The organism is Bradyrhizobium sp. IC3123 (genome assembly GCF_020193625.1).
Lineage (GTDB): Bacteria > Pseudomonadota > Alphaproteobacteria > Rhizobiales > Xanthobacteraceae > Bradyrhizobium > Bradyrhizobium yuanmingense.
Genome location: NZ_JADYVF010000001.1, coordinates 645,999 through 671,200, shown reverse-complemented (window position 1 = coordinate 671,200; position 25,202 = coordinate 645,999). Strand labels below are relative to the sequence as shown.

24 protein-coding genes are annotated in these 25,202 nt (G+C 65.1%); 16 read left to right on the top strand and 8 right to left on the bottom strand.

Annotated features, from left to right (window positions below):
- Window position 1: 1 nt before the first annotated feature.
- Both I6F20_RS03380 and I6F20_RS03375 read right to left on the bottom strand, forming a co-directional pair.
- Window positions 2-775: a M15 family metallopeptidase gene (locus I6F20_RS03380; protein WP_225125094.1), complete on the bottom strand. Its 774-nt coding sequence runs from the start codon at window positions 773-775 to the stop codon at window positions 2-4.
- Window positions 772-2,118, bottom strand: coding sequence for an NADase-type glycan-binding domain-containing protein (locus I6F20_RS03375; protein WP_225125093.1), 1,347 nt, complete (start codon window positions 2,116-2,118; stop codon window positions 772-774). Before I6F20_RS03375 ends, I6F20_RS03380 begins: the two co-directional genes overlap by 4 nt.
- 225 nt (window positions 2,119-2,343) lie before the next feature.
- On the opposite strand from I6F20_RS03375, the gene I6F20_RS03370 reads away from it, so the two are divergent.
- The 4 genes from I6F20_RS03370 (at window position 2,344) to I6F20_RS03355 (ending at window position 6,743) form a co-directional block, all read left to right on the top strand.
- On the top strand, window positions 2,344-3,291 hold the full coding sequence (locus I6F20_RS03370) for an aspartate carbamoyltransferase catalytic subunit (RefSeq protein WP_036015092.1): 948 nt from the start codon (window positions 2,344-2,346) through the stop codon (window positions 3,289-3,291).
- A 5-nt stretch (window positions 3,292-3,296) separates the two neighbouring features.
- Window positions 3,297-4,598, top strand: a complete 1,302-nt coding sequence (locus tag I6F20_RS03365; RefSeq protein WP_036015131.1) for a dihydroorotase — start codon at window positions 3,297-3,299, stop codon at window positions 4,596-4,598.
- Between the two features lie 47 nt (window positions 4,599-4,645).
- A complete protein-coding gene (gene plsY / locus I6F20_RS03360) occupies window positions 4,646-5,242 on the top strand; it encodes a glycerol-3-phosphate 1-O-acyltransferase PlsY (protein WP_036015094.1) in 597 nt (198 codons plus the stop codon).
- A 310-nt stretch (window positions 5,243-5,552) separates the two neighbouring features.
- Window positions 5,553-6,743 carry a patatin-like phospholipase family protein gene (locus I6F20_RS03355; RefSeq protein WP_225125092.1) on the top strand — a complete coding sequence of 397 codons (1,191 nt, stop codon included), beginning with the start codon at window positions 5,553-5,555 and terminating at the stop codon, window positions 6,741-6,743.
- Here I6F20_RS03355 and I6F20_RS03350 read toward each other — a convergent pair.
- Window positions 6,735-7,979, bottom strand: coding sequence for an amidase (locus I6F20_RS03350; RefSeq protein WP_225125091.1), 1,245 nt, complete (start codon window positions 7,977-7,979; stop codon window positions 6,735-6,737). The genes I6F20_RS03355 and I6F20_RS03350 overlap by 9 nt on opposite strands.
- A 91-nt stretch (window positions 7,980-8,070) precedes the next feature.
- Between I6F20_RS03350 and dprA the strand changes: the two genes are divergently transcribed.
- Entirely contained in the window at window positions 8,071-9,213 is a 1,143-nt protein-coding gene (gene dprA / locus I6F20_RS03345; RefSeq protein ID WP_225125089.1) for a DNA-processing protein DprA, read from the top strand.
- Between the two features lie 142 nt (window positions 9,214-9,355).
- Here the strand turns inward: dprA and I6F20_RS03340 are convergent, their stop codons facing one another.
- Entirely contained in the window at window positions 9,356-9,796 is a 441-nt protein-coding gene (locus tag I6F20_RS03340) for a winged helix-turn-helix transcriptional regulator (protein ID WP_225125087.1), read from the bottom strand.
- A gap of 83 nt (window positions 9,797-9,879) precedes the next feature.
- On the opposite strand from I6F20_RS03340, the gene I6F20_RS03335 reads away from it, so the two are divergent.
- On the top strand, window positions 9,880-10,488 hold the full coding sequence (locus I6F20_RS03335) for an FMN-dependent NADH-azoreductase (RefSeq protein WP_225125085.1): 609 nt from the start codon (window positions 9,880-9,882) through the stop codon (window positions 10,486-10,488).
- A 61-nt stretch (window positions 10,489-10,549) separates the two neighbouring features.
- On the opposite strand, the gene I6F20_RS03330 is transcribed toward I6F20_RS03335, so the two are convergent.
- Window positions 10,550-11,323 (bottom strand): SDR family oxidoreductase, encoded by a 774-nt coding sequence (locus tag I6F20_RS03330; RefSeq protein WP_225125084.1) that lies wholly within the window; start codon window positions 11,321-11,323, stop codon window positions 10,550-10,552.
- Between the two features lie 122 nt (window positions 11,324-11,445).
- Here I6F20_RS03330 and I6F20_RS03325 point away from each other — a divergent pair, with 122 nt between their 5' ends.
- Window positions 11,446-11,913, top strand: coding sequence for a winged helix-turn-helix transcriptional regulator (locus tag I6F20_RS03325; protein WP_225125083.1), 468 nt, complete (start codon window positions 11,446-11,448; stop codon window positions 11,911-11,913).
- A gap of 156 nt (window positions 11,914-12,069) precedes the next feature.
- On the opposite strand, the gene I6F20_RS03320 is transcribed toward I6F20_RS03325, so the two are convergent.
- The gene (locus I6F20_RS03320; protein ID WP_036039304.1) at window positions 12,070-12,309 is read right to left on the bottom strand and encodes a hypothetical protein; all 240 of its coding nucleotides are present in this window, start codon (window positions 12,307-12,309) and stop codon (window positions 12,070-12,072) included.
- 228 nt (window positions 12,310-12,537) lie between these two features.
- On the opposite strand from I6F20_RS03320, the gene topA reads away from it, so the two are divergent.
- The 8 genes from topA to I6F20_RS03280 all read left to right on the top strand — a co-directional run bounded on the left by topA (window position 12,538) and on the right by I6F20_RS03280 (window position 21,526).
- Window positions 12,538-15,306, top strand: a complete 2,769-nt coding sequence (gene topA / locus I6F20_RS03315; RefSeq protein ID WP_225125082.1) for a type I DNA topoisomerase — start codon at window positions 12,538-12,540, stop codon at window positions 15,304-15,306.
- 20 nt (window positions 15,307-15,326) lie between these two features.
- Complete coding sequence (gene rnr, locus I6F20_RS03310; RefSeq protein WP_225125080.1) at window positions 15,327-17,675, top strand: ribonuclease R; 2,349 nt, start codon at window positions 15,327-15,329, stop codon at window positions 17,673-17,675.
- Window positions 17,669-18,109, top strand: coding sequence for a DUF983 domain-containing protein (locus I6F20_RS03305; RefSeq protein WP_036015117.1), 441 nt, complete (start codon window positions 17,669-17,671; stop codon window positions 18,107-18,109). The genes rnr and I6F20_RS03305 overlap by 7 nt, the downstream gene beginning before the upstream one ends.
- Before the next feature lie 29 nt (window positions 18,110-18,138).
- Complete coding sequence (locus tag I6F20_RS03300; protein WP_036015119.1) at window positions 18,139-18,891, top strand: NUDIX hydrolase; 753 nt, start codon at window positions 18,139-18,141, stop codon at window positions 18,889-18,891.
- Between the two features lie 247 nt (window positions 18,892-19,138).
- Window positions 19,139-20,464, top strand: a complete 1,326-nt coding sequence (locus I6F20_RS03295; protein ID WP_225125079.1) for an LLM class flavin-dependent oxidoreductase — start codon at window positions 19,139-19,141, stop codon at window positions 20,462-20,464.
- A 125-nt stretch (window positions 20,465-20,589) separates the two neighbouring features.
- A complete protein-coding gene (gene rpmG, locus I6F20_RS03290; protein WP_007603295.1) occupies window positions 20,590-20,757 on the top strand; it encodes a 50S ribosomal protein L33 in 168 nt (55 codons plus the stop codon).
- Between the two features lie 278 nt (window positions 20,758-21,035).
- Window positions 21,036-21,266 carry a DUF3551 domain-containing protein gene (locus I6F20_RS03285; RefSeq protein WP_074448008.1) on the top strand — a complete coding sequence of 77 codons (231 nt, stop codon included), beginning with the start codon at window positions 21,036-21,038 and terminating at the stop codon, window positions 21,264-21,266.
- Window positions 21,267-21,268: 2 nt separating this feature from the next.
- Window positions 21,269-21,526: a DUF3551 domain-containing protein gene (locus I6F20_RS03280; protein ID WP_225125078.1), complete on the top strand. Its 258-nt coding sequence runs from the start codon at window positions 21,269-21,271 to the stop codon at window positions 21,524-21,526.
- Between the two features lie 96 nt (window positions 21,527-21,622).
- On the opposite strand, the gene I6F20_RS03275 is transcribed toward I6F20_RS03280, so the two are convergent.
- Window positions 21,623-22,522 (bottom strand): GNAT family N-acetyltransferase, encoded by a 900-nt coding sequence (locus I6F20_RS03275; RefSeq protein ID WP_036015145.1) that lies wholly within the window; start codon window positions 22,520-22,522, stop codon window positions 21,623-21,625.
- 105 nt (window positions 22,523-22,627) lie between these two features.
- Window positions 22,628-24,001 carry an FAD-binding oxidoreductase gene (locus I6F20_RS03270; protein ID WP_225125077.1) on the bottom strand — a complete coding sequence of 458 codons (1,374 nt, stop codon included), beginning with the start codon at window positions 23,999-24,001 and terminating at the stop codon, window positions 22,628-22,630.
- Between the two features lie 107 nt (window positions 24,002-24,108).
- On the opposite strand from I6F20_RS03270, the gene I6F20_RS03265 reads away from it, so the two are divergent.
- Window positions 24,109-25,017: a LysR substrate-binding domain-containing protein gene (locus I6F20_RS03265; RefSeq protein WP_225125076.1), complete on the top strand. Its 909-nt coding sequence runs from the start codon at window positions 24,109-24,111 to the stop codon at window positions 25,015-25,017.
- Window positions 25,018-25,202: the final 185 nt, after the last annotated feature.

Sequence of the window (25,202 nt, the reverse complement as noted above, 5' to 3'; positions counted from 1 at the left end):
ATCAGTTCCGTCGCGGCTGGATCGGGAAATCATAGGCCGCCCCGCCTGCCCCCGGCAGCGAAAAATGCCACCACTCCTTCGAATAGTTCACAAAGCCTTGCCTGGCCATCACAGCCACCAGCCGCTTGCGCCAGGCGCGCTGCTCCGGAGTGATCGATGGTGCCGCAGTGTGCCCCTTCGGGTCGGTACAGTCGTAGCCTGTGCCCATGTCGACGCTGCCCTCGGGCGCCCGCGCCTCGACCGGCGCCGTGCAATCCGCATAGGTCTTGGCTGGATCATATTTGGCAGAATTGTCCGCCCTGAGATCGACCAGCGTGAGATCGAGTGCCGCACCGGTCGAATGCTGCGAGCGGCTCGCAATGTAGCCGAGGCGGAACAGCTCGGTCTTGGGGATCTTCGGATTGTAGCGCCGCTCCGACGCCGTCTCGCGGCCGTTCTGCGACCACTTGACCATGTCGAGCGAGGCCCGCGCCGGCCGGTAGCAGTCGAACATCTTGAGCGAGAGATTTTGCGCCGCCAGCTCCTGCTGCACCGCTTTCAGCCGCAGCCCCACCTCGCGCTTCACCACGCATTCGCCTGCTTGGTAGCCGGCGAGCGGACGGCCGACGAAATTGTTCGACGTGGCGTAACGGACATCCTGGATGATGCTGGGATCGATATCGCGCAGATAGACGAAGTCACCGGGCAAGCTCTGCGCCCGCACGGGAACGAGAAACGATAGTGCGAGCAGCACGACAAGCGCGACGCGCGCCGCGGTTCCGGTCCTTGCGGTCATTGCATCGGATCCGAGTTGACCAGAAGCTTCGTGATCGCCGTGTCCGTATATTTGTTGCCGGCCCAGACATCGTCGATGATGAACTGCATCCAATGGGCCGACACCGGCGGCCGCAATGTCAGCAATTGCGCCGACAGCTTGTCGTCGAGAATGAAGGTCTGCGACTCGCCGCCCGAGAACAGCACGCGGATCTGGCGAACCCTGTTGTTCTTGGCGAAGATGTCGGGGCTTTTCTGGTAGCCGTTGTGCACGTGGATCGACTTGACCCGCCGCACGGTTTCGAACTCGATGGTGATCCATTCGCCGATGCCGTTGCCGGATGCGCCCTCCACCCAGGCCGTCCCCGTCGAGGCGTCGAACAAATTCGCTGCGCCGTACGAATTGCCGAATTGCGGCTTCAGCATCGAGCTGACGCAATAGGTCTCGAAGCCGCTGCGGGCGCAGCTTTCGCCTGCCGCGGAGGGACGCGGCGGACGCATGGTGGCGCGCTCCGCGACAGCAGGCCTTGCCGGCGGCTTCGCCAGCATGCCCGCCACTTTCGGCGCCCCGTTCGACGATTCCGCATTCCAGAGAAAGATGCGCCCGCCGAGCGTCTGGTCGTAATAAGCGGGCGTCTGCTCGTGCGGTGCTGCTTGTCCTCCGGCATCCGTCGCCGTCAGCGCCAGCGCCGCCACGCGCTCGCGCACCTCGACCGCGAGGTCGCCGAGATGCAGCTCGGGCCGCTTGAGCTGCTCGACGAATGTCCGCGTGAACACCGAATTGTGCGCCGTATCGTTGCTGCCGAGCTGGTCGAGCGCGGTCTGGCCGATGCCTGCGGAATAGAGCGTGAAGATCCCGCGCGCGGGCCGGGCGTCAGCAAGCCCCCGCGTGTTCCCGATCGAACGTCCCGCGGCGCGTGGAAACGGATTGTCACGGCAGGCATCGATGACGACGAAGGCGACCCGCACTGCCTTGGCCTGAAGCTCCGCGATCACGTCGGTCTCGGCGATCGAGGCCCCGCGCACCCGCGCCTCGGCGCCCTCGTTCACGGTGGGAACGTCGCTCGGCACGAGGTAGTTCACGCCTGCGATCGCAACGTCGTGTCCGGCATAGAACACGGCGGCGGTATCGCCCGGCACGAGCCGCGACGTGAAATCCGCAAGCCGGTCGATCATGCCCTGGCGGCCAAGATTGGTCCCGAGCACGATGTCGAACCCGAGCGACCTCAGCGCGTCGGCGACGGTCGTTGCGTCATTGGCGGCCTTCTTCAATTGCCGGTCGGCCGGCAGGTTCGGATAGAGATCGTTGCCGATCACGAGTGCGACGCGTTTTTCGGCCCAAGCCGGTGTCGCAAGGCCAGCCATGCACGCGGTCGCGAGCGCAGCAACATTGCGCGCCAGTCGATTAAAATACCGCGTGCCCGTCATGATCCAGCCCGTGACGCAACCAATGTTGCGAGTCTAGCGCAAAGCGGCTGCCCCGAACACCGGCTGGCGGCGCCGCCTCCGCCGCAAAGCGCCGTGGATAAGTCCGGCGGCGGGATTTGAAGCTTGCTCCCCCCGCCGTCCGCCCCTATAGCTCTGCTTTTAATGACATCGAAATCGACCTTCGTCCTCGGCCACCGGCATTTGCTGGGCATCGAGGGCCTTTCCGCGGCCGACATCAGCGGCCTCCTCGACCTGTCCGAAGAATATGTCGAGCTCAACCGCCAGGTTGACAAGAAGCGCACCGTCTTGCGCGGACGGACGCAGGTGAACCTGTTCTTCGAGGCCTCCACCCGGACCCAATCCTCGTTCGAGCTTGCGGGAAAGCGGCTGGGCGCCGACGTCATGAACATGTCGGTCGCCTCCTCGTCCATCAAGAAGGGCGAGACACTGATCGACACCGCGATGACGCTCAATGCGATGCACCCGGACATCCTGGTGATGCGCCATCACGCCTCCGGCGCCGTGGAACTGCTGGCCCGTAAGGTCGACGGTTCCGTGATCAATGCCGGCGACGGCGCGCACGAGCATCCGACCCAGGCGCTGCTCGACGCGCTCACCATCCGCCGCAACAAGGGTCGGATCGAGGGGCTCGTGGTCGCGATCTGCGGCGACGTGATGCATTCGCGCGTCGCCCGCTCCAACATCATCCTGCTTAACACCATGGGCGCCCGCGTCCGCGTCGTCGGGCCCTCCACGCTGCTGCCGCCGGGCATCGAGCGCATGGGCGTCGAGGTCGCGCGCGACATGCGCGAGGGTCTCAACGGCGCCGACATCGTCATGATGCTGCGGCTGCAGCGCGAGCGCATGAACGGCTCCTTCGTGCCCTCGTCGAGCGAATACTTCCACTATTTCGGGCTCGACCAGAAGAAGCTCGCTTACGCCAAGCCGGACGCGCTCGTGATGCATCCCGGCCCCATGAACCGCGGCGTCGAAATCGACACGGCCGTCGCCGACGGTGCGCAATCCCTGATCCGCGAGCAGGTGGAGATGGGCGTCGCCGTGCGCATGGCGGTGCTGGAAGCGCTCGCCCGTAACCTGCCGAACGCGTGATGCCGATGCTGACCGATCGCCGCCCCATCCTGCTGGCCAATGCCCGCGTCGTCGATCCCTCCAGGGATTTCGACGGGGTAGGCGACGTCCTGATCGCCGACGGCAGCATTCGCGAGACCCGCCGCGGCATCGGCGCTGCCGGCGTCCCCGAGGGCACCGACATCGTCAATTGCTCCGGCAAGATCGTCGCACCCGGCCTGATCGACATGCGCGCCTTCGTCGGCGAACCCGGCTTCAGCCACCGCGAGACCTTTGCCACCGCGAGCCAGGCGGCCGCGACCGGCGGCATCACCACCATCATCTGCCAGCCTGACACCTCGCCGGTGATCGACAATTCGGCAACGGTCGACTTCGTGATGCGCCGCGCCCGCGACACCGCGATCGTCAACATCCAGCCGATGGCCGCCCTCACCAAGGGCATGCACGGCCAGGAGATGACCGAGTTCGGCCTGCTCAAAGCCGCTGGCGCCGTCGCCTTCAGCGATGGCGCCAGAAGCGTGACCAATGCGCAGGTGATGCGCCGCGCGCTGACCTATGCGCGCGATTTCGACGCGCTGATCGTGCATTACACCGAGGACCCCGATCTTGTCGGCGAAGGCGTGATGAACGAGGGCGAGTTCGCCTCGCGGCTCGGCCTGATGGGCATCCCGAATGCCGCCGAAGCCGTGATGCTGGAGCGCGATCTGCGCCTCGTCGCCCTCACCGGCGGCCGCTACCACGCGGCGTCGCTGACCTGCATCGATTCCCTCGACATCCTTCAGCGCGCGCGCGATGCCGGGCTCGCCGTCAGCGCCTCGGTCTCGATCAATCATCTGGCGCTGAACGAGAACGACATCGGTCCTTACCGTTCGTTCCTGAAGCTGTCGCCGCCGCTGCGCACCGAGGACGACCGCCGCGCCCTGGTGGCGGCGATCGGCTCCGGTCTGCTCGATGTCATCATGTCCGACCACAATCCGCAGGACGTCGAGGGCAAGCGCCTGCCGTTCGCGGAAGCCGCGCCCGGCGCCGTCGGGCTCGAGACCATGCTGCCGGCCGGCCTGCGGCTGGTCCACAACGGCGAGATCGAGCTGAAGACGCTGATCCGCGCGATGTCGACCCGCCCGGCCGAGCTGCTCGGCCTGTCGGGCGGAACCCTGCGCGCCGGCAGCCCCGCGGATGTCATCGTGATCGACCCCGACGTGCCCTGGGTGGTCGATCCCGCCGACCTCAAGTCGCCCTGCAAGAACACCCCGTTCGACGAGGCCCGCTTTACAGGCCGGGTGGTGCGCACCATTGTCGGCGGACGAACGGTATATGAGCATGTCTGACGTGCGGCTTCGTTCGACGTGGAGAATGGGCCTTTGGAGATGCCGCCATGGCACTTGAACCGTTTCTGCCGGTGGCTTTCGTCATCGGCTATCTCCTCGGCTCGATTCCGTTCGGGCTGATCCTGACCAGGCTCGCGGGCACCCAGGATATCCGCTCGATCGGCTCCGGCAGCATCGGCGCCACCAATGTGCTGCGCACCGGACGCAAGAGCCTCGCCGCGGGAACCCTGCTGTTCGACGCGCTCAAGGGCACCGTGGCGGTGGTGATCGCCGGCTACATCGCAGGCCCCTACGCCGCAATGGTAGCCGGGCTCGGCGCTTTCCTCGGCCACCTCTTCCCGGTCTGGCTGAAGTTCAAAGGCGGCAAGGGCGTCGCGGTGTATATCGGCATCCTGCTGGGGCTGTTCTGGCCGGGCGCCGTCGTGTTCTGCCTGCTCTGGCTGGCGACCGCCTTCACCACCCGCTATTCCTCGCTCTCGGCGCTGGTGGCGGCGTTCATCACACCGATGTTCCTCTGGTGGTTCGGTCATCTCGCATTGTCGGCGCTCGCCGCCGTGCTGACCCTGCTGTTGTTCTACGCGCATCGCGAGAACATCAAGCGCCTGCAAGCGGGCAAGGAAAGCCGGATCGGCGAGAAGGCCTAGAGCATGATCCGGAAAAGTGCGTAGCGGTTTTCCGAAAAGATCATGCTCAAACAATAATCTAAAGCGTGATGACGATTCCTAATCGCATCGCGCTTTAGAGCGTTTTCGAGCGAATTGGATTCCGGTTCGCGTCGCGACAACGCCTCAAACAAGAATTTGAGGTCGGAAAAAGTACGGATACCGCCGCACCCCTTCCGCATTATATGCCAAATCCTGTTCGCAATTCTCCTGCGAGTCACGGCAGGCTGTAGCGAACTGGTTCCATGCCTGTCATCCTGATACGGGAAACGGCGTTAGGCGGTTGCTCAGAATGAGCGAGAAGATTGTCGGGGTGAATGACGGGATCGGCTCGCTCGGTGCTTCCGGCACTGCAGCAAGCCGGCTGCTCTCGGCGACCAATATCTGGTCCGACGCGCCGCTGCCCGCGCCCGCTGCACGGCCAGCGCCGCAGCCGGAGCCTGCAGTCAAGCCTGACGCTCCGCTCGATGTCGCCGTCGCCAAGGCTGCACCGGTCGCGCCCGCGCGGGCGCGTTCCGAGCAATGGCCGCCGCGAAAGCTTTCGCTGGCGCTGCAGGGCGGCGGCACCTTTGCGGCCTTCACCTGGGGCGTGCTGGAGCGCCTGCTCGAAGAGACCTCCATCGAGATCGACACCGTCAGCGGCGCCAGCGCCGGCGCCATCAATGCGCTGCTCCTCGCTTGCGGCCTGGCCGAAGGCGGCCGTGAAGGCGCACGCTCCCGGCTGAACCGGTTCTGGGTCCGGCTGATGCACGAGGCCTCGTTCCGCTCACTGATGCTGATCGGCGGCTTTTCGCCGGCGGGAAGCTCGGTCGCGTTCGGCCCGACCCTGCGCTCCGGGCAGTTCGATCCGTTCGATCTCGATCCGCTGCGGCAGGCGGTCTCCCGCGACATCAATTTTTCCGTCCTGCGCCATGCGCGGTGCCCAAAACTGCTGATCGCGGCGACGCGGATCCGCGACGGGCAGCAGCAGATTTTCGGCAACGAGGCCATCACCGCCGACGTCGCGCTGGCCTCGACCTGCCCTCCGCTGGTCCATTGTGCGGTCGAGATCGATGGCGAGGCCTATTGGGACGGCGGCTTCGGCGGCAATCCGCCGCTGCTGCGCCTGGTGCAGGACACCGCGGCAACGGATCTGCTGCTGGTCCAGGTCACGCCGACGCGCGACAGCTATGTGCCGATCACGCTCGCCGCGATCGACCGCCGGCTCGACCAGATCGCGGCGAACGCCGCGCTCAATGCCGAGATCTCCGCGATCGAATGGGCGCAGTCGCACATGGCCTCTCCGCTGCGGCTCACCAGGATCGCGGCGGAAGACTCCGTTGACGGCCTGGCGCAGCGCTCATCCACCGATCTCGGCCGCGGCTTCATTCGCCTGCTGCACCGGAGCGGTCGCGAGGCCGCGGAGCGTTGGCTTGGACAACGTGCAAGAGCCGGCTCAGCGCCCGCTCAGGCCCGTGCTCCCTCCGAACCTGCGCTAGCGTGATTTCGCCAGCGCGTCCTCCAGGAACCAGGCAGAGGTCAGCGCGACAGGATCATTGCCGAAGCGCGCGATCACCTGCACGCCAACAGGCAGGCCGCCAACCTTCAGCACCGGCACATTGACGCAAGGATTGCCCATCAGCGTCCACAGCCGGTTGTAACGGGGCGAGCCGGTCGAGGCGAGCTCCTTGGCTGGCGCTATGCCCGGCGCCGAATAGGTCAGCAACACGTCGAACCCTTCGAACAGCTCGCCGAGCTCGCGGCGGCCGCGGCGGGCGATGCGGCGCGCATCGTCGTATTCCTTCGATGTCAGTCCGACCGTCTCATCGAGGCTGGCGCGCAGCAGCGGCGCGATCTCGTCGTGACGCTCGGAAAACTCCCAGGCCAGCGCGCGATGCGCCTCGAAGTTCTGGATGATGGGATGGATGCGCCAGGCTTCCTTGACCGCCTCGGGCAGATCGATGATCTGCACGCGGGCGCCGGCCTTCTCGGCCGCCTTGATCGCAGCCAGCAAACCCTCCTCTGCCGCCGGCTCTACGGCTGCGGCAAATTCCTGCCTGACCACGCCGATGCGCGGCGCCTTGGCTGGACCGATGCCGTCGAATTCAGTGCGGCCGGTAATCGCCAGCAATCCGCGCGCGAGATCTTCCGCGCGGCTACCGAACAGGCCGACCGTGTCGAGGGCCCACGAATAGCACTTCACGCCGATGGTCGGCAGCATCCGGAACGATGGTTTTATCGCGGCAGCGCCGCAATAGGCCGCCGGCCGGATCACCGAGCCTCCGGTCTGGGTGCCCAGCGCCAGCGGGATCATGCCGGCGCCGACGGCCGCCGCCGAACCCGCGGACGAGCCGCCGGGCGAATGCGCCGTATTGTGCGGATTGAGCGTCGGCGTCGGATCGCTCGAGGCGAACGCGGTCGTGGTGGTCTTGCCGATGATGGTGGCCCCGGCTCGCTTCAGCATCATCACGACCGGCGCATCGGCGCGCGGCTGCCAGCCGCGATAGATCTCCGAGCCCATCTCGGTCGGCATGTCAGCGGTGTCGATGATGTCCTTGATGCCGACGGCAATGCCGCGCAGCGGGCCCGAGGCTTGCGCTCTCGCGGATTTGTCGTGCCGGACGAAAGCCTGAACGTCCTTCTCCTTGGCTTCGATCGCCGCATGCGACTGAGCGATGGCGGCGTCGGGCGAAAGCTCCCCCGCTTCAATGCTGCGCTGGAGGTCGGCGAGTGAGATCATGACAACATCCTTCTTATTGGCATCGCTTTTAGCATCGCAGCGAGGTCGTGCAAGCGCACGTCCCTGTTGCGCAACGCCCTCTGGTTGTTCCATGCTGTCACTGCAAGGAGACGCCGTGGACGCCATCAATTCAAGCGTGGAGCTGACCGAGGCCGAGCGGATCGACCGCCTGCGGCTGATCCGTTCCGACAATGTCGGGCCGCGCACCTTCCGCTCGCTGGTCGATCATTTCGGCAGCCCGCGCGCCGCGCTGGAGCGGCTGCCCGATCTCGCCCGCCGCGGCGGCGCGGCGCGATCGGCGCGCATCTGCAGCGCGGATGAAGCAAAGGCCGAGCTCGCCGCGAGCCGCAAGTTCGGCATCGCCTGGCGCGCGCCCGGCGAGGACGGCTATCCGGAGCGGCTGGCGATGATCGACGATGCGCCGCCGCTGCTCGCGGTGCGCGGCGACACCAAAGCCTTGGTGCGGCCGATGATCGCGATCGTCGGCTCGCGCAATGCCTCCGGCGCCGGCCTCAAATTTGCCGGCCAGCTCGCGCGCGAGCTCGGCGAAGCCGGCTTCGTGGTCATCTCCGGGCTCGCCCGCGGCGTTGACCAGGCCGCGCATCGCACCAGCGTCGAGAGCGGCACGATCGCGGTGCTCGCCGGCGGCCACGACTGCATCTATCCGCCCGAGCATGGCGACCTGCTCGCCGCGATCCTCGACCACGCCGGCGCTGCGATCTCCGAAATGCCGCTCGGCCATGAGCCGCGCGCCCGCGACTTTCCCCGGCGCGACCGATTGATCTCGGGCGCTTCGCTCGGCGTCGTCGTGGTCGAGGCGGCGCACCGCTCGGGCTCGCTGATCACGGCACGCATGGCGGCCGAACAGGGCCGCGAAGTGTTCGCCGTCCCGGGCTCGCCGCTCGATCCGCGCGCCGCCGGCACCAACGACCTGATCAAGCAGGGCGCAACGCTCGTCACGGAAGCTGCCGACATCGTCAACGCGGTTCAGCCGATCATGGAGCGGCCGCTGATGCATCCCGCGAGCGAGCCCGACAGCGAGCAGTTCGAGAGCGACCCGCAAAGCCATGATCGCGACCAGATCACCGCCCTGCTCGGCCCGGCCCCTGTTACAATCGACGACCTCGTCCGGATGTCCGGCGCCTCGCCTGCGATCGTGCGCACCGTGCTGCTGGAGCTCGAGCTCGCCGGCAAGCTCGAACGTCACGGCGGCGGGATGGTGTCGCTGGTTTAGCCTCCCCAGGTGTCATTCCGGGGCGCGACGAAGTCGCGAGCCCGGAATCCATTCATCCACTTGATCTGTGGCCAAATGGATTCCGGGCTCCCTCGCTTCGCTCAGGCCCCGGAATGACAGGATGAACTATCGAGGCGCAACGCTAGCCGTCGTTGCGCTGGTCGAACTTCGTGCGCGCGGCCTCGATCTGATCCAGATGGTCCTTCGCCCATTTGCCGAGCGCCTCGACGGGGCGCGACAGGCCGCGGCCGAGATCGGTCAGCTCATAGTCCACCCGCGGCGGGATGGTCGGAAAGATCGTGCGCGTGACGAGGCCGTCGCGCTCGAGGCCGCGCAGCGTCAGGGTCAACATCCGCTGCGAGATGCCGTTGATCATGCGCTTGAGCTCGTTGAAGCGCTTTGGCCCGTCGCTCAGCATCATGATGACGAACACGCTCCATTTGTCGCCGACGCGGGACAGCACGGAGGCGACCCCACGGCAGTCCGCATGGTTGGGATCCGGCATGGGCCTGGTATCCAGTCTCGGATTTGGCCGCGGCGGTGCGGGCAATTCGGTGTGCGCAGGTTTCAATGATGTGCCCATGGCTCAAAAAAGTGCGTTCTTGCGGGGATTTCGATAGTCACACATGTAGCGCTGGTTACAAACTTATACCAGGGTGACCCCACATGAAACTCCTCCATGTCGACTCCAGCGTGCTCGGCCCCCACTCCGTCAGCCGGCAGGTTTCCGCCGCCATCGTCGACCGGCTCCGGCAGGCGGCGCCCTCGCTTCAAGTCGTCTACCGCGACCTGACCGAGACGCCGCTAGCCCATCTCTCCGGCTCGCACCTCGCCGCCGCGCAAGGCGCCCCCGCGCCGGCGGAACTCGGGCCCGACCTTGCCGCAAGCGCGGCGGCGCTGGAGGAGTTCCTGGCCGCCGACATCGTCGTGATCGGCGCGCCCATGTACAATTTCACCATTCCGAGCCAGCTCAAGGCCTGGATCGACCGCATCCTGGTGGCGGGGAAGACTTTCAAGTACGGCGCGGCCGGGCCGGAGGGGCTCGCCGGCGGCAAGCGGGTGATCGTGGCCATCTCGCGCGGCGGCCACTACGGCGCAGAGACGCCTTACGCAGCCGGCGAGCATCTCGAAACCTACCTGCGCTGGGTGTTCGGCTTCATGGGTATCACCAGCGTCGAATTCATCCCGGCCGACGGTATCCAACTCGGGCCGGAGCACCGCGAGAAGGCGATCGCTGGTGCGCTCCAATCGGCAACAAGCCTGAGCGCAGCCTAGCCGTGGCTAACACTTCGGGCGCAACGCGAATGTTGCGCCCGAGCAGGTTCGCTTGATTTGATCAGCCGCGATAGATCGGCGCGCCGCTCGGCGAGGCCACCGCGCCGCCGTCGACGAAGATTTCCTGGCCCTGCACATGCGCGGAATCGTCGGAGGCGAGGAACAGCACCGTCTTCGCCACGTGATCGGTTTCACCGAGGCGGCCGAGCGGCGTCATCAGCCCGATCCGCTTCTCGAACACCTTCTCGGCTTCCGGTGTCGCGGTCGCAGGCCCCCAGATCGGGGTGCGGATCGCACCCGGCGCGACCACGTTGACGCGGATGCCGCGCGGCGACAGTTCTGAAGCCATGATCCGCGCCATCGCCCGCACGCCGGCCTTCGCCGCGCCATAGGCCGAGTAGCCGGGAATGCCGAGCACCGAGATTACCGAGCCGTTGAGGATGATCGAGGCGTTGTCGTTGAGATGGGGCAGCGCGGATTGAACGGTGAAGAACACGCCGGTGAGGTTCGTGCTGATCACCTTCTCGAACACCTCTGGTGTCGCCGATCCCAGCGGCGTGCCGCCGGCGATGCCGGCATTGGCGAACACGATGTCGAACTTGCCGAACTTCTCGGCGCCCTGCTTGATCGCCGCTTCCGTCGCCGCGATGTCCGTCGCGTCGGCTGGCAGCGCGAGCGCGTTCGGCCCGAGCTCCTTCGCGGCCGCCGCCAGCGTCTCCTTGTTGCGCCCGGTGATCACCACCTTGGCACCCTCGGCCACGAACAGTTTTGCCGTTGCCAGGCCGATGCCGCTATTGCCGCCGGTGATCAGGGCCGTCTTGTCCTTCAGTCTCACGCTCGCCTCCAGTAGTTGCATTATGAAACTAGATTGCCATCTAGGCCGTTTGGTTTTATGATGCAACCACACAAGCGCGTGATCGGCGCCCGGGCCGTGCGAATGCGACAGGATGGACGAGGATGGTGAAACGGACGAGCTTCGAGGGCGATGCCTGCCCGATCGCACGGTCGCTGGAGGCGCTCGGCGACTGGTGGTCGCTCCTCATCATCCGCGAGGCGCTGTTCGGCGTCCGCCGCTTCGGCGAGTTTCAGAACAAGCTCGGCATGGCCAAGAACATCCTGGCGGCGCGGCTACGATCGCTGGTCGACCATGGCATTTTGGAAACCGCCCCCGCCTCCGACGGCAGTGCCTATCAGGAATATGTGCTGACGCCGAAGGGCCGCGGCACTTTCCCGATCCTGGTCGCGCTGCGGCAGTGGAGCGAGGAGTTCAACGACCGTCCCGAGGAGATTGCGACGATGCTGGTCGATCGCGAGAAGGGCCGTCCGGTGAAGAAGCTGGAAATGCGCGCCGAGGATGGCCGCCTGCTCACGCCGGCGGAGACCACGCTGAAGCCACGACCGTCGTCGCGACGTCGGTCGGCGTGATTGTGGCGCACCGCCCCCACGACGTCATTGCGAGGAGCCCTTGCGACGAAGCAATCCAGAATCCCACCGCGGCAAGACTCTGGATTGCTTCGCTTCGCTCGCAATGACGGGGAGAGAGCGGCGCTCAAGTCTCTCACGATCACCGGGGAGCCACTCTCACGACAGCTTGCGCTTGGTCCGTAGCCGCAGGTGCTCGTCGGCCTCGAGCTTGGTCATGCCTAAGAGATAATGCAGCACGTCCAGCTTGTGGCGCTCGGCCAGCTTGCGTAAGGCCCCGGTCTGCTCGGCGATGAAGGCCACGGCCTCGTCGGCACCGCCCTCCCCCGGTTCCTCGTGACGCGTGCCCCCCGGCGCGCCGGATCCGGCGCGCGCCCGTTTTTTTCCTGGCCTGGTCACCAGTACCCCACCCGAATCCATGCCCCGACAGGACATTACGCCCACATCAACCGCAACTCCAAGGTGGTATTCTGCAACTTTTTCGATATGAAACTTTTCCCATTGCGGCGCCTTTCAACACCCCACGATTTGACAGTGGGCCGCTCACCACCCATGTTCGGGTCGAAACGGCCGACCCGAGTCCTTTCGTTCTCGGCCCAAGATTTTCCCGTAAGCCACTGGAACTAAATGAATATCGTCATTGTGGAGTCGCCGGCGAAAGCCAAGACGATCAACAAATATCTGGGCTCGTCCTATGAGGTTCTGGCCTCGTTCGGCCATGTCCGCGATCTCCCGGCGAAGAACGGTTCCGTCGATCCCGACGCCAATTTCAAGATGATCTGGGAGGTCGACCCCAAGGCGGCCGGCCGGCTCAACGATATCGCGAAGTCGCTGAAGGGCGCCGACCGCCTGATTCTCGCCACCGACCCCGATCGCGAGGGCGAAGCCATCTCCTGGCACGTGCTCGAGGTGATGAAGGAGAAGCGCGCGCTGAAGGATCAGAAGATCGAGCGCGTGGTGTTCAACGCCATCACCAAGCAGGCCGTCTCGGAAGCGATGAAGCATCCGCGCGAGATCGACGGCGCCCTGGTCGACGCCTACATGGCGCGCCGCGCACTCGACTATCTGGTCGGCTTCACCCTCTCCCCCGTGCTGTGGCGCAAGCTGCCGGGCGCCCGCTCGGCCGGCCGCGTGCAGTCGGTGGCGCTGCGCCTCGTCTGCGACCGCGAGCTCGAGATCGAGAAGTTCGTAGCCCGCGAATATTGGTCGCTGATCGCGACCCTGCTCACCCCGCGGGGCGATGCCTTCGAGGCCCGCCTCGTCGGCGCCGACGGCAAGAAGATCCAGCGCCTCGACATCGGCACCGGCGCGGAAGCCGAAGACTTTAAGAAGGCGCTGGAACTGGCGACTTACGCCGTCACCGCGGTCGATGCCAAGCCGGCCCGTCGCAATCCGCAGGCGCCCTTCACCACCTCGACGCTGCAGCAGGAAGCTAGCCGCAAATACGGCTTTGCGCCGGCGCATACGATGCGCATCGCCCAGCGTCTTTATGAGGGCATCGACATCGGTGGCGAGACCACCGGACTCATTACTTATATGCGTACCGACGGCGTGCAGATCGCCCCCGAGGCGATCACCCAGGCGCGCAAGGTGATCGGCGAGGATTACGGCAACGCCTACGTGCCGGATAGCCCGCGCCAGTACCAGGCCAAGGCCAAGAACGCCCAGGAAGCCCACGAAGCGATCCGCCCGACCGACCTCTCGCGCCGCCCCGACAGCATGAGCCGCAAGCTCGATGCCGATCAGGCCAAGCTGTATGAGCTGATCTGGAAGCGCACCATCGCGAGCCAGATGGAATCCGCCGAGCTCGAGCGGACCACCGTCGACATCACGGCGAAGGCGGGCTCTCGTACGCTGGAGCTGCGCGCCACCGGCCAGGTCGTCAAGTTCGACGGCTTCCTCGCGCTCTACCAGGAAGGCCGCGACGACGAGGAGGACGAGGATTCCCGCCGCCTGCCCGCGATGAGCCAGGGCGAGGCCGTGAAGCGACAGAGCCTGTCCGTCACCCAGCATTTCACCGAGCCGCCGCCGCGCTTCTCGGAAGCATCGCTCGTCAAGCGCATGGAAGAGCTCGGCATCGGCCGGCCCTCGACCTATGCCTCGATCCTCCAGGTCCTGAAGGACCGCGGCTACGTCAAGCTGGAGAAGAAGCGTCTGCACGGCGAGGACAAGGGCCGCGTCGTAGTCGCCTTCCTCGAAAGCTTCTTTGCCCGCTATGTCGAGTACGACTTTACGGCGAGCCTCGAAGAGCAGCTCGACCGCATCTCCAACAACGAGATCTCCTGGCAGCAGGTTCTGAAGGACTTTTGGACCGGCTTCATCGGTGCGGTCGACGACATCAAGGAGCTGCGCGTTGCCCAGGTGCTCGACGTGCTCGACGACATGCTGGGCCAGCACATCTATCCGCCCCGCGCCGATGGCGGCGATATCAGGCAGTGCCCGAACTGCGGCACCGGCCGGCTGAACCTCAAGGCCGGCAAGTTCGGCGCCTTCGTCGGCTGCTCGAACTATCCGGAATGCCGCTACACCCGTCAGCTCGCCGCCGATGGCGAGGCGACTGCTGACCGTTCGCTCGGCCAGGATCCCGACACGGGTCGTGATGTCTGGGTCAAGGCCGGCCGCTTCGGCCCCTATATCCAGCTCGGCGAGCAGAAGGATTATGAGGAAGGCGAGAAGCCCAAGCGCGCCGGCATTCCGAAGGGCACCTCGCCCAGCGACGTCGATCTCGAGCTTGCGCTGAAGCTGCTGTCGCTGCCGCGCGAGATCGGCAAGCATCCGGAGACCGGCCAGCCGATCACCGCGGGCCTCGGCCGCTTCGGACCGTTCGTGAAGCACGAGAAGACCTATGCGAGCTTAGAGGCCGGCGACGAGGTGTTCGACATCGGCCTCAATCGTGCGGTGACGCTGATCGCGGAGAAGGTTGCCAAGGGCCCGAGCCGCCGCTTCGGCGCCGATCCCGGCAAGGCGCTCGGCGATCATCCGACGCTTGGCACCGTCACCGTGAAGAGCGGCCGTTACGGCGCCTATGTCACCGCGGGCGGCGTCAACGCGACGATCCCGGCCGAGTTCGAGAAGGACACCATCACGCTGCCGCAGGCGATCGCGCTGATCGACGAGCGCGCCGCCAAGGGTGGCGGCAAGGGCGGCGGCAAGGCCAAGAAGGCGGCTAAGCCGGCCAAGGCCAAGAAAGCGTCAGAGAAGGCTGCGGACGGCGAGGACGCCGCACCGAAGCCGAAGAAGCCGGCTGCGAAGAAAGCCGCGGCCAAATCCAAATCCGAATCCACCAGCAAGGCGCGCGCCGCCGTGCCGTCGACCGCAAAGACGTCGCCGACCAAGGCAGCCGCCACCAAGAATCCGGCAAATACTCCGGCCAAGAAGAGTGCCGGCAAGACCTGAGATCAAGAATTAGAGGTTAAGTGAAACCAAAGAAAGACCGTGGCTTTCCCGACAGGCAAGCCATCGTCGCCTTCATCAAGGCAAATCCAGGAAAGGTCGGGACTCGCGACATCGCGCGCGAGTTCGGCCTGAAGAACGCCGATCGCGCCGAGCTCAGGCGCATGCTGCGCGAGCTTGCCGACGACGGCATCATCAAGAAGAAGCGCCACAAGGTCTCCGAGCCGGACGCGCTGCCGCCGACGCTGCTCGCCGACATCACCGGCCGCGACTCCGATGGCGAATTGATCGCCTCCCCCGCCGAATGGGACGAGGTCGAGAACGGCGAGCCGCCAAAGATCCTCATCGAGATGCCGCGCCGGCCGAGGCCCGGCACCGCCGCCGGCGTCGGCGACCGCGCGCTGCTGCGCGTCGAACGCAGCGATGACGATGAAGGTCCCGCCTATCGCGGCCGCATCGTCAAGGTCATCGACAAGGCCAAGAGCCGCATCCTCGGCGTCTTCCGCAGCCTGCCCGAGGGCGGCGGACGGCTCGTCCCCGTCGACAAGAAGTTCGCCGACCGCGAGCTGAACATCGCGAGGACCGATACGGGCGGCGCTGAGGATGGCGACCTCGTCAGCGTCGACATCGTCCGCACCCGCGGCTTTGGCCTCGCCTCCGGCCGGGTGAAAGAGAAGCTCGGCTCGGTCAAGTCGGAAAAGGCGATCAGCCTGATCGCGATCTACGCCCACGACATCCCCTTGCAATTCTCCTCCGCCGCCGAGCGCGAGGCGGAAGCGGCAGAGCCCGCCAATCTGAAAGGCCGCGAGGATTGGCGCGACGTCCCGCTCGTCACCATCGATCCGCCCGACGCCAAGGATCACGACGACGCGGTGCATGCCGAGCCCGATCCGGATCCCAACAACAAGGGCGGCTTCATCGTCAACGTCGCCATCGCCGATGTCAGCTTCTACGTGCGGCCGGGCACGGCGCTCGACCGCGACGCGCTCGACCGCGGCAACTCGGTCTATTTCCCGGACCGCGTCGTGCCGATGCTGCCCGAGCGCATCTCCAACAATCTCTGCTCGCTGGTGCCCGGCGAGCCGCGCGGCGCGCTGGCGGTGCGCATGGTGCTCGGCCCCGACGGCCGCAAGCGCTCGCACAGTTTTCATCGCATCCTGATGCGGTCGGCCGCCAAGCTCGCTTACGCGCAGGCGCAGGCCGCGATCGACGGCCGGCCTGATGACACCACCGGCCCCCTGCTCGATCCGATCCTGAGGCCGCTCCATGCCGCCTATGCCTGCGCCAAGCGCGCGCGTGACGAGCGTGATCCGCTCAATCTCGATCTGCCCGAGCGCAAGATCCTCCTGAAGAGCGACGGCACCGTGGATCGCGTCGTGGTCCCCGAGCGTCTCGATGCGCACAAGCTGATCGAGGAGTTCATGATCCTCGCCAACGTCGCCGCAGCGGAGACATTGGAGAAGAAATCGCTGCCGCTGATCTACCGCGTGCACGACGAGCCGACCTTGGAGAAGGTTCACGCGCTCGCGGAATTCCTGGAGACACTGGACGTTCCCTTCGCCAAGTCCGGCGCGCTGCGCCCCACCACGTTCAACCGCGTGCTGGCCCAGCTCGAAGGCCACGACTATTACCCGCTGGTGAGCGAGGTCGTGCTGCGCGCGCAGGCGCAGGCCGAATATTCCTCAGAGAATTACGGTCACTTCGGCCTGAACCTGCGCCGCTATGCGCATTTCACCTCGCCGATCCGCCGCTATGCCGACCTCGTCGTGCACCGCGCGCTGGTGCGTGCGCTTGGCCTTGGCGAAGGCGCCCTGCCCGACAGCGAGACGCCGGAAAGCTTGAGCGAAGTCGCCGCGCATATCTCGCTGACCGAGCGGCGCGCCATGAAGGCGGAGCGCGAGACCGTCGACCGCCTGATCGCCCATCACCTCGCCGACCGCATCGGCGCCAGCTTCCAGGGCCGCGTCTCCGGCGTCACCCGCGCCGGCCTGTTCGTGAAGCTCAGCGAGACCGGCGCTGACGGGCTGATCCCGATCCGATCCCTCGGCACGGAATATTTCAACTATGACGAAAGCCGCCATGCCCTCGTCGGCACGCGCAGCGGCACCATGTACCAGCTCGGCGACGTCGTCGACGTCCGCCTGATCGAGGCCGCTCCCATCGCGGGCGCGCTGCGTTTCGAGCTGCTGTCGTCCGAGACCGACAGCGGCCCGCGCCAGCGCAGGCCGCTCCGTCCGCAGCGCAAATCGTCCAAGCCGCAGCCCGGACGCAGCCCGGAGCGAAAACGCAAGCCGGAGAAGAAAAAGTCCGGCAAGGGAAGGAAGGCCAAAGGAAAGAACAAGGGTAAGGGCAAGAAGGGCAAGGCATGGTGACGATGAGCACGGCACCAAAGATCTGGACGCGCGAGAACGGTCTCGTCGAGAAGCGCGACGTCTGGTCAGCAATGAAGCGCGGCTTCCGCGGCCGCTGCCCGCGCTGCGGCGAAGGCAAGCTGTTCCGCGCCTTCCTGAAGACCGCCGACCATTGCGCCAAATGCGGCCTCGACTTCACCCCGCATCGCGCCGACGATCTGCCTGCCTATCTCGTCATCGTCATCGTCGGCCATATCGTGGTGCCGGCCATCCTCTGGATCGAGACCAATTATTCGACGCCGGTCTGGCTCAGCTTCGCAGCCTATCTGCCCTTCACCTTCGTCGCCTCGCTCGCGCTGCTGCAGCCCGTGAAGGGAGCTGTGGTCGGCTTGCAATGGGCTCTGCGCATGCACGGGTTTGACGACAACCCTCCCGATGGTATTCCGCCTGTGTAAACACGTAAAAGAACAGTTCGGGTGAGGACATGACCGATATTTCGCAGGCCGAGGAGAAGACCAGGGTTCACGAGGAGAAGGAAGCCGATCATCATCCTTACTTCCGCCCGAAGGATGCGGCGACGCTGATCCTGGTCGACCGCAGCGGCGCCATTCCGAAAGTGCTGGTCGGCAAGCGCCACGACAAGGTGGTGTTCATGCCGGGAAAATTCGTCTTCCCGGGTGGGCGCGTCGACAAGGCCGATTATCGCGTGCCCTGCGCTGCGCCCATCACCGCCGAACTGGAAGCCAATCTCGCCAAGGGCAGCCCGAAGACGCCGGCCTCGCGCGCGAAATCGCTCGCCATTGCCGCCATCCGCGAAGCCTGCGAGGAGACCGGCCTCTGCCTCGGCCGCAAGGCCGAAGGCAAAGTGCCGAAACTCGAAGGTCCCTGGCAGCCGTTCGCGGATGCGGGCCTGCTGCCTGATCCCTCCAGCCTGTTCCTGATCGCGCGCGCGATCACCCCGCCCGGCCGCGTCAAGCGCTTCGACACGCGTTTCTTCACCGCCGATGCCTCTGCGATCACCCACCGCGTCGAAGGCGTGATCCATGCCGATGCGGAGCTGGTCGAATTGGTCTGGGTCGAGCTCGGCTCAAAACCGCTCGCCGATCTGCATCCGATGACGCGCAACGTGCTCAACGAGCTCGACACCCGCCTCGCCACCGGCCCGCTCCGTCACGACGCGCCGGTGCCGTTCTTCCACTTCTACGCCGGCAAGATGCAGAAGGACGTTTTGAGCTAGTTGGCGCGCTGGGGCGTAGTTCGATCAAGTCTATCCTCCGTCATTCCGGGGTGCGCCTCTTGGCGCGAGCCCGGAATCCATACTCCGGATGGTGGTTATGGATTCCGGGCTCGCCGCTCCGCGTCGCCCCGGAATGACGTGCTGAGAGAGCTACGAAAAACAAAAAATTCTTCCCGCCGCCCCCGATGGCGGAGTTCCCCTTCATGCCTATGTCATTCCCCAGCGTCACCAAGAAGGACACCGGGCGATGGCACAAAGGCAACTCAAGCTTGGCGCGTTCATGCGCCCGATCAGCATCCACACCGGCGCCTGGCGCTATCCCGGGGCTTGGCCCCACGCGAATTTCAATTTCGGCCATATCAAGACGCTGATCCGAAAGCTCGAGGCCGGCAAGTTTGACGCCTTCTTCATGGCCGATCACCTCGCCGTCCTGAACATGCCGATCAACGCGCTCAAGCGCAGCCACACCGTGACCTCGTTCGAGCCGTTCACCCTGCTGTCGGCTTTGTCAGCCGTGACCGAGCGCATCGGCCTGATCGCGACCGGCTCGACCACGTTCGACGAGCCCTATCACGTCGCGCGCCGCTTCGCCTCGCTCGACCATCTCAGCGGCGGCCGCGCCGGCTGGAACATCGTCACCACCTCGAACCCGGACGCGGCGCTGAATTTCGGCCTCGACGATCACATGGAGCACGCCGAGCGCTACAAGCGCGCTCGCGAGTTCTACGACGTCGTTACCGGCCTGTGGGACTCCTTCGCCGACGATGCCTTCGTACGCGACGTCGAGAGCGGGCTGTTCTTCGATCCCGCCAGGATGCACACCCTCGACCACAAGGGCAAATACTTCAAAGTGCGCGGCCCCCTCAATATCGCCCGCCCCGTGCAAGGCTGGCCCCTGATCGTGCAGGCCGGCGCCTCCGACGACGGCAAGCAGCTCGCCGCCGAGACCGCGGAAGCGGTGTTCACCGGCGGCGGCAGCCTCGCCGACGGCCAGAAACTCTATGCCGACATCAAAGGCCGCATGGAGAAGATCGGCCGTGACCCCGAGCACCTGAAGATCCTCCCCGGTGCCTTCGTCGTTGTGGGCGACAGTGTCGATGAGGCCAAGGAGAAGCGCGCTTTGCTCGACAGCCGCGTGCACTACGACAGCGCCATTGCCTCGCTCTCCGTCATCCTGGGCACCGATGCCTCCGGCTTCGATCCCGATGGGCCGCTTCCCGAGATTCCCGAGACCAATGCCAGCAAGAGCGGCCGGCAGCGCCTGGTCGATCTCGCCGCCCGCGAGAAGCTCACCGTGCGCCAGCTCGCCCAGCGCGTCGGCGGCTATGGCGGCCTGTCCTTCGTCGGCACCGCCAAGACCATCGCCGACCAGATGGAGGAATGGCTGGTCGGTCGCGGCTCCGACGGCTTCAACATCATGTTCCCGTTCCTGCCTGCCGGCCTCGACGATTTCGTCGACAAGGTGGTCCCGGAGCTGCAGAAGCGCGGGATTTTCCGCAAAGAGTACGAAGGGCCCACTTTGAGGGAGAATCTGGGCCTGCCGCGGCCGAAAAACCGGTTCTTTGAGGCCTAATGGGCCCGATTTGAGCGGTTTCCGCCGCCTGAAACCTTGACTTCCCGCCGTTTCTGACTAGGTTGCCGGCCAACGCGGGCCGTTTGGCCGGCTCCAGATTCCCCTGATATTCTGAGGTTCAGAACATGGCCAAAGCGGTCACCATCAAGGTCAAGCTCGTGTCCTCCGCCGACACCGGCTTCTACTACGTTGCCAAGAAGAATTCGCGCACCATGACCGACAAGCTGGTCAAGAAGAAGTACGACCCGGTCGCGCGCAAGCACGTCGAATTCCGCGAAGCCAAGATCAAGTAAGATCGCGGCGTAGCGCGCTAAGGATTTTTGCGGGGCCCTTGCGGGCCCCGTTGTCGTTTCGGCTCGCGTGTCCCTGCTCATGTACCCTGCTACCCAGCGCTGCGCTGCTTAGCGCAGCGAAGCAAATCCGGACCGGCTCTGCGAGATCACACTGGGACACTCCGGCGTGACGAGAGGAACTCGCTTGAGTCGTGGTTGTTGAGCCAGCATCGTCAAGCGGCTATCTTTCGGAGCGAACCTCTTGCGTTGCCGCTCAACTGACTTGATGGGAGAATCGCATGCGCATCGCTCTGCTCATTGTCGTTATGGTCATCGGATTTTCTTCCGCAGCAAACGCTCAGTATGACTATCCCTGGTGCGTATTTGGCGGAGGGCTCGGCGCTTCCGGAGACTGCATGTATTCGACGCGGGAACAGTGCCTGGCCTCGGCATCCGGGCGATCGAACACCTATTGCGATGTGAACCCGCGCGTGAGGTTCAAGCAGCACGCTCCGCAGCGGCCGCGCTGATCATGATGCGCGCGCTTGCCTGTCTGCTCTTCGTCCTGATCACCATGTCCGCGCCCGGTCCAGCGGCAGCGCAGCGGTTCGGCGGCAATTTTCCGGTATGTCTGCAGGAGTGGGAATGGGGCGGCGGCACCTACATCTCTTGCCAGTATCGTTCATTTGACGAATGCAGAGCCAGCGCGGCGGGCCGTTCGGCGATGTGCCTGGAAAACCCATATGTGCAGCGGGCGTCCCCTCCAGGCCGCAGCGCGCGTCCCCGGTAGGGCTAGAGCATGATCGGCCCGTGACGAGCGCCGATCCAGCCATCATTCCGTGCCGTCCGGCCTGCCCCGCAACGTCGACCTTCTCGGTTGAATCCCCTACATGAAACCCGGATTGCGCGGGAAATAGCTACCCCAATCTCCGAATGGTCGATTTGACATCAGCAGCATCGGGAACGTCAGCCGCATCCCGTGGTCGATTGCCGCCTTGAGCGCCGGCTCGCTCGCGCCCGGCACAAAAGCCGAAATGGCCGGACAATCGCTCTGTGCCGCGAACGACAACGCAGCGGCGAAAGCGGACTCAACCAGATCTGGCCTGTGGACTGCAAGCGGACCAATGTGTCCACCCGAAATGTAGACGTACCCGACGCACTCATTGCCGGCGTGGATGGTGAATCCGCGCGTCGTGCTGTCGCCAAGGAGAAATCGATGATGCTTCTCCCTGGAAACGCCGACTGCGCTGACATCGATCTGCGCCAGCCTGTCGTATGGGATCGCGTCGGCCGTGAGAGATTCAAGACGGAGCCGCGGCGCAGCCAACCGTGGCGCCAGGCGGTCACGAGGGACGCTGACCATGTAGATCGGAAAGCGCGGGAACAGTCCGTGGCGGATGTAGAGGCCTTGAGATACGTTGTTGAACGTGAAGGTGATCAGTGCCTTGATGGGTGCTCCGCGCATTTCTGCATGCGCGAATGCCTTGTTGATGAGTTGATTGCCGATGCCGTCGCTCTGACGATCAGGCGCGACGAACAATTGGGCCAGGAACCAAAGCTCGCCACAGACCCAACTCCACGCGAAGCCGACTATTTCTCCGTCGTCATCGGCCACCCATAAGCCCTCGGGATCATCCGCGAGCGAGAAGGCCTGAAAATTCGGCGGACGAGAGGATGCCATCTTCCCGAACCCCCGCCGTTCGGTTAGCTCATTGATGCTGGCGACCACGATGTCATCGGCCTGCTTCAAGTCGTCGATGCGAGCGGGCCTGCACACGACCGCCATTCTCTAGTCCCTCCCGGGCGTCAGCTCGCCCCGCCCACGATGCATCGGGTCGCGGCTTAGTTTCTACTCACATCTTGATGAGAGCGAGAAATCGTCAGCCGGCAATCAGGCGAGCGGCCGGATGTTCTGGTTCATCCGGAAGAAGTTCGTAGGGTCGTATTTCGCTTTGATCTGCTGCAGGCGCCTGTAGTTCCGCCCATAAGCAGCGGCAACCGGATCGCCTGTCTCATCGTCGTCGAGATAATTGACATAGCGTCCTGAGGCAAAGAAGGGCCGCATCCTTTCATAGGTTGCGCGTGCCCACGAGATGCTGCGGCTGGTATCGCTGGTCTGCGTCCATTGCGCGAGGATCAGGAAATTGTAGCCCTCCTGCCGATGCACAAATGCCGTATCCCCGGCACCCACGCGGGCCGCGGCACCGTGGATGTGCTCGAGCAGCAGCTGCCCCATCGGAGTCGGGCAGCGGGCGAAGCATTCGATCATCGTCGCGATCGCACCATCGCTCAGCTCCGTGAGGAAGTTCGACTTCCAATAGTTGAACGCGCCTTTCGGATAGTTGGCGTCGAGCATGCGGTTGAGCTCGCAATAGGTCATCGGTCCGACCGCATCCAGAATGGGAGGCCCGAACTGTTTCAGCGGCTGCATCGCTCGTTCGGCCTCGGCGACTGGACCGCAGTGGCTGGTAACCAGGGCCGCGACCTCCCTGCCGGACCCGTCGGGCGCATGGGTCAGGGATGCGAACAGCATGTGCTCGTCCGTGAGCGATCGCGTGCTGGTCCGGAAAAATTCCAGCACGTCGCGGGAACGCTCGATAGGGTGAACGATCGGGCCGCCGGTGATGATCGGCCCTACCGTATGGAGGTCGTATTCAAGACTGGTGGCAATCCCGAAGTTTCCGCCGCCGCCGCGCACGGCCCAAAATAGATCCGGCTGCTCTTGCTTGCTGGCCCGCACAACCTTGCCATCGGCGGTGACGAGTTCGACAGCCCGCAGATTATCCAACGCGAGGCCGTACTTGCCCATCAGCCAGCCCAGTCCTCCGCCGAGCGTCAGGCCCGCGATGCCGGTGGTCGAGACCACGCCGCCGGTCACCGCAAGTCCGTGAAGCTGCGTTTCTCGATTGAGCTCGCCCCAGGTGACCCCGCCCTGCGCCCATACGGTCTTGCCGATCGCGTCGACCCGGACCCCCTTCATGGGTGAGAGGTCGATCATGATCCCGCCGTCGATGGTTGCGCGCCCGGCCACATTGTGGCCGCCGCCGCGAACCGCGACCTCGAGGCCGAGCTTGGTCGCAAGTGCCACGGCATCCACGACATCAGCCGCACTGCGACATCTGGCAATCAATGCTGGCCGTTTGTCGACCAGCCCATTGTGAACCTTGCGCGCCTCGTCGTAGCCCTCGTCCGCTGGCTTGAGCAGTTCTCCTCCGAAGGAGGCGCTAAGTTCGGCGGCAGCGCTGGCAACAGATGCGATGGACATGACACGAGCTCCCTAGCTTGGCCCGCCACATCCTCGATCGCGGGCTGTCTCAGAGCAAATCCGAAGAATTCAGGTGACGATGAACTGATTTCACCTACACTCGCCGCATGCACAAGCTGCCGCCCCTGATCGAGCTCCGCGCTTTTGAGGCTGCCGCGCGTCATCTGAGCTTCAAGAAAGCCGCGGCAGAACTCGGCGTCACGCCGACCGCGATCAGCCACCAGATCGGATTGCTCGAGCAGTATTGCGGCCGCGCCCTATTCCGGCGCAGACCACGCCCTCTTTCGTTGACCGATGCCGGCGCGCGGCTGTTTCCCGCCATTCGCGGCGGACTCGAGGCGTTTGCCGCTGCCATTGCGTCCCTCAAGCAGGAAGGTGACGAGCAGCCGCTCCGGGTTACGACGACCAACGCCTTCGCTAGCCGCTGGCTCGTGCCCCGCCTGCCCCTGTGGCGGAAGTTGCATCCTGACGTGCCATTGGAAGTGATCGGCACTGACACGGTGCTCGATCTGCAGGCCGGAGACAGTGACGTTGCCATCCGTTATGCGACCAGCCGCGTACCGCCGACAGACGGAATCGTCGATGAACTCTTCAGCGATACGTTCTGGCCGATCTGCAATCCGGATTTGCTTTCAACCGGACGGCTGAAGAGACCAGTCGACCTCGCAAAGCACGTTCTGATCCACTCCTATTGGTCGCCGGCCGATCGTGAGCCACCGACGTGGCAGAGATGGCTCGGTTTGGCCCAGCGCCGGTGGCGCGAGGTGCCCCAATACAAGGACCTGCAGCACTTGAGTTTCCGGGAAGAACTGCACGCCATCGAGGCGGTGATCAGTGGGCAGGGCGTCGGGATCTTCAGTGATGTGCTCGTGGCACACGACCTCGCCGCCGGCACGCTCGTGAAGGCATTCTCGTTGAAGCTACCCGGCTACAGCTTTTATGTGGTCAGCAGGCCAAGCCACCCGCGCGCGCGGACCATTCGGGTCTTTTCGCAGTGGTTGCGGTCGAGTACCTGATCCGGACCGGAAAGGGTCAGGACAAAGTGCGAAGCCGGGAGAGGTCATGCGAATAACCCGAAGCGCGACCAGCAGCGCGGACCAACTCCAGCTGCGAACCGGAGCGACGGGGCCGACCCGAGAATTGACGGCGCCGAGCAGGTCACCGTTGCCCTTACGTGTCTTTAGGGTGCAGCGGAGTCGCG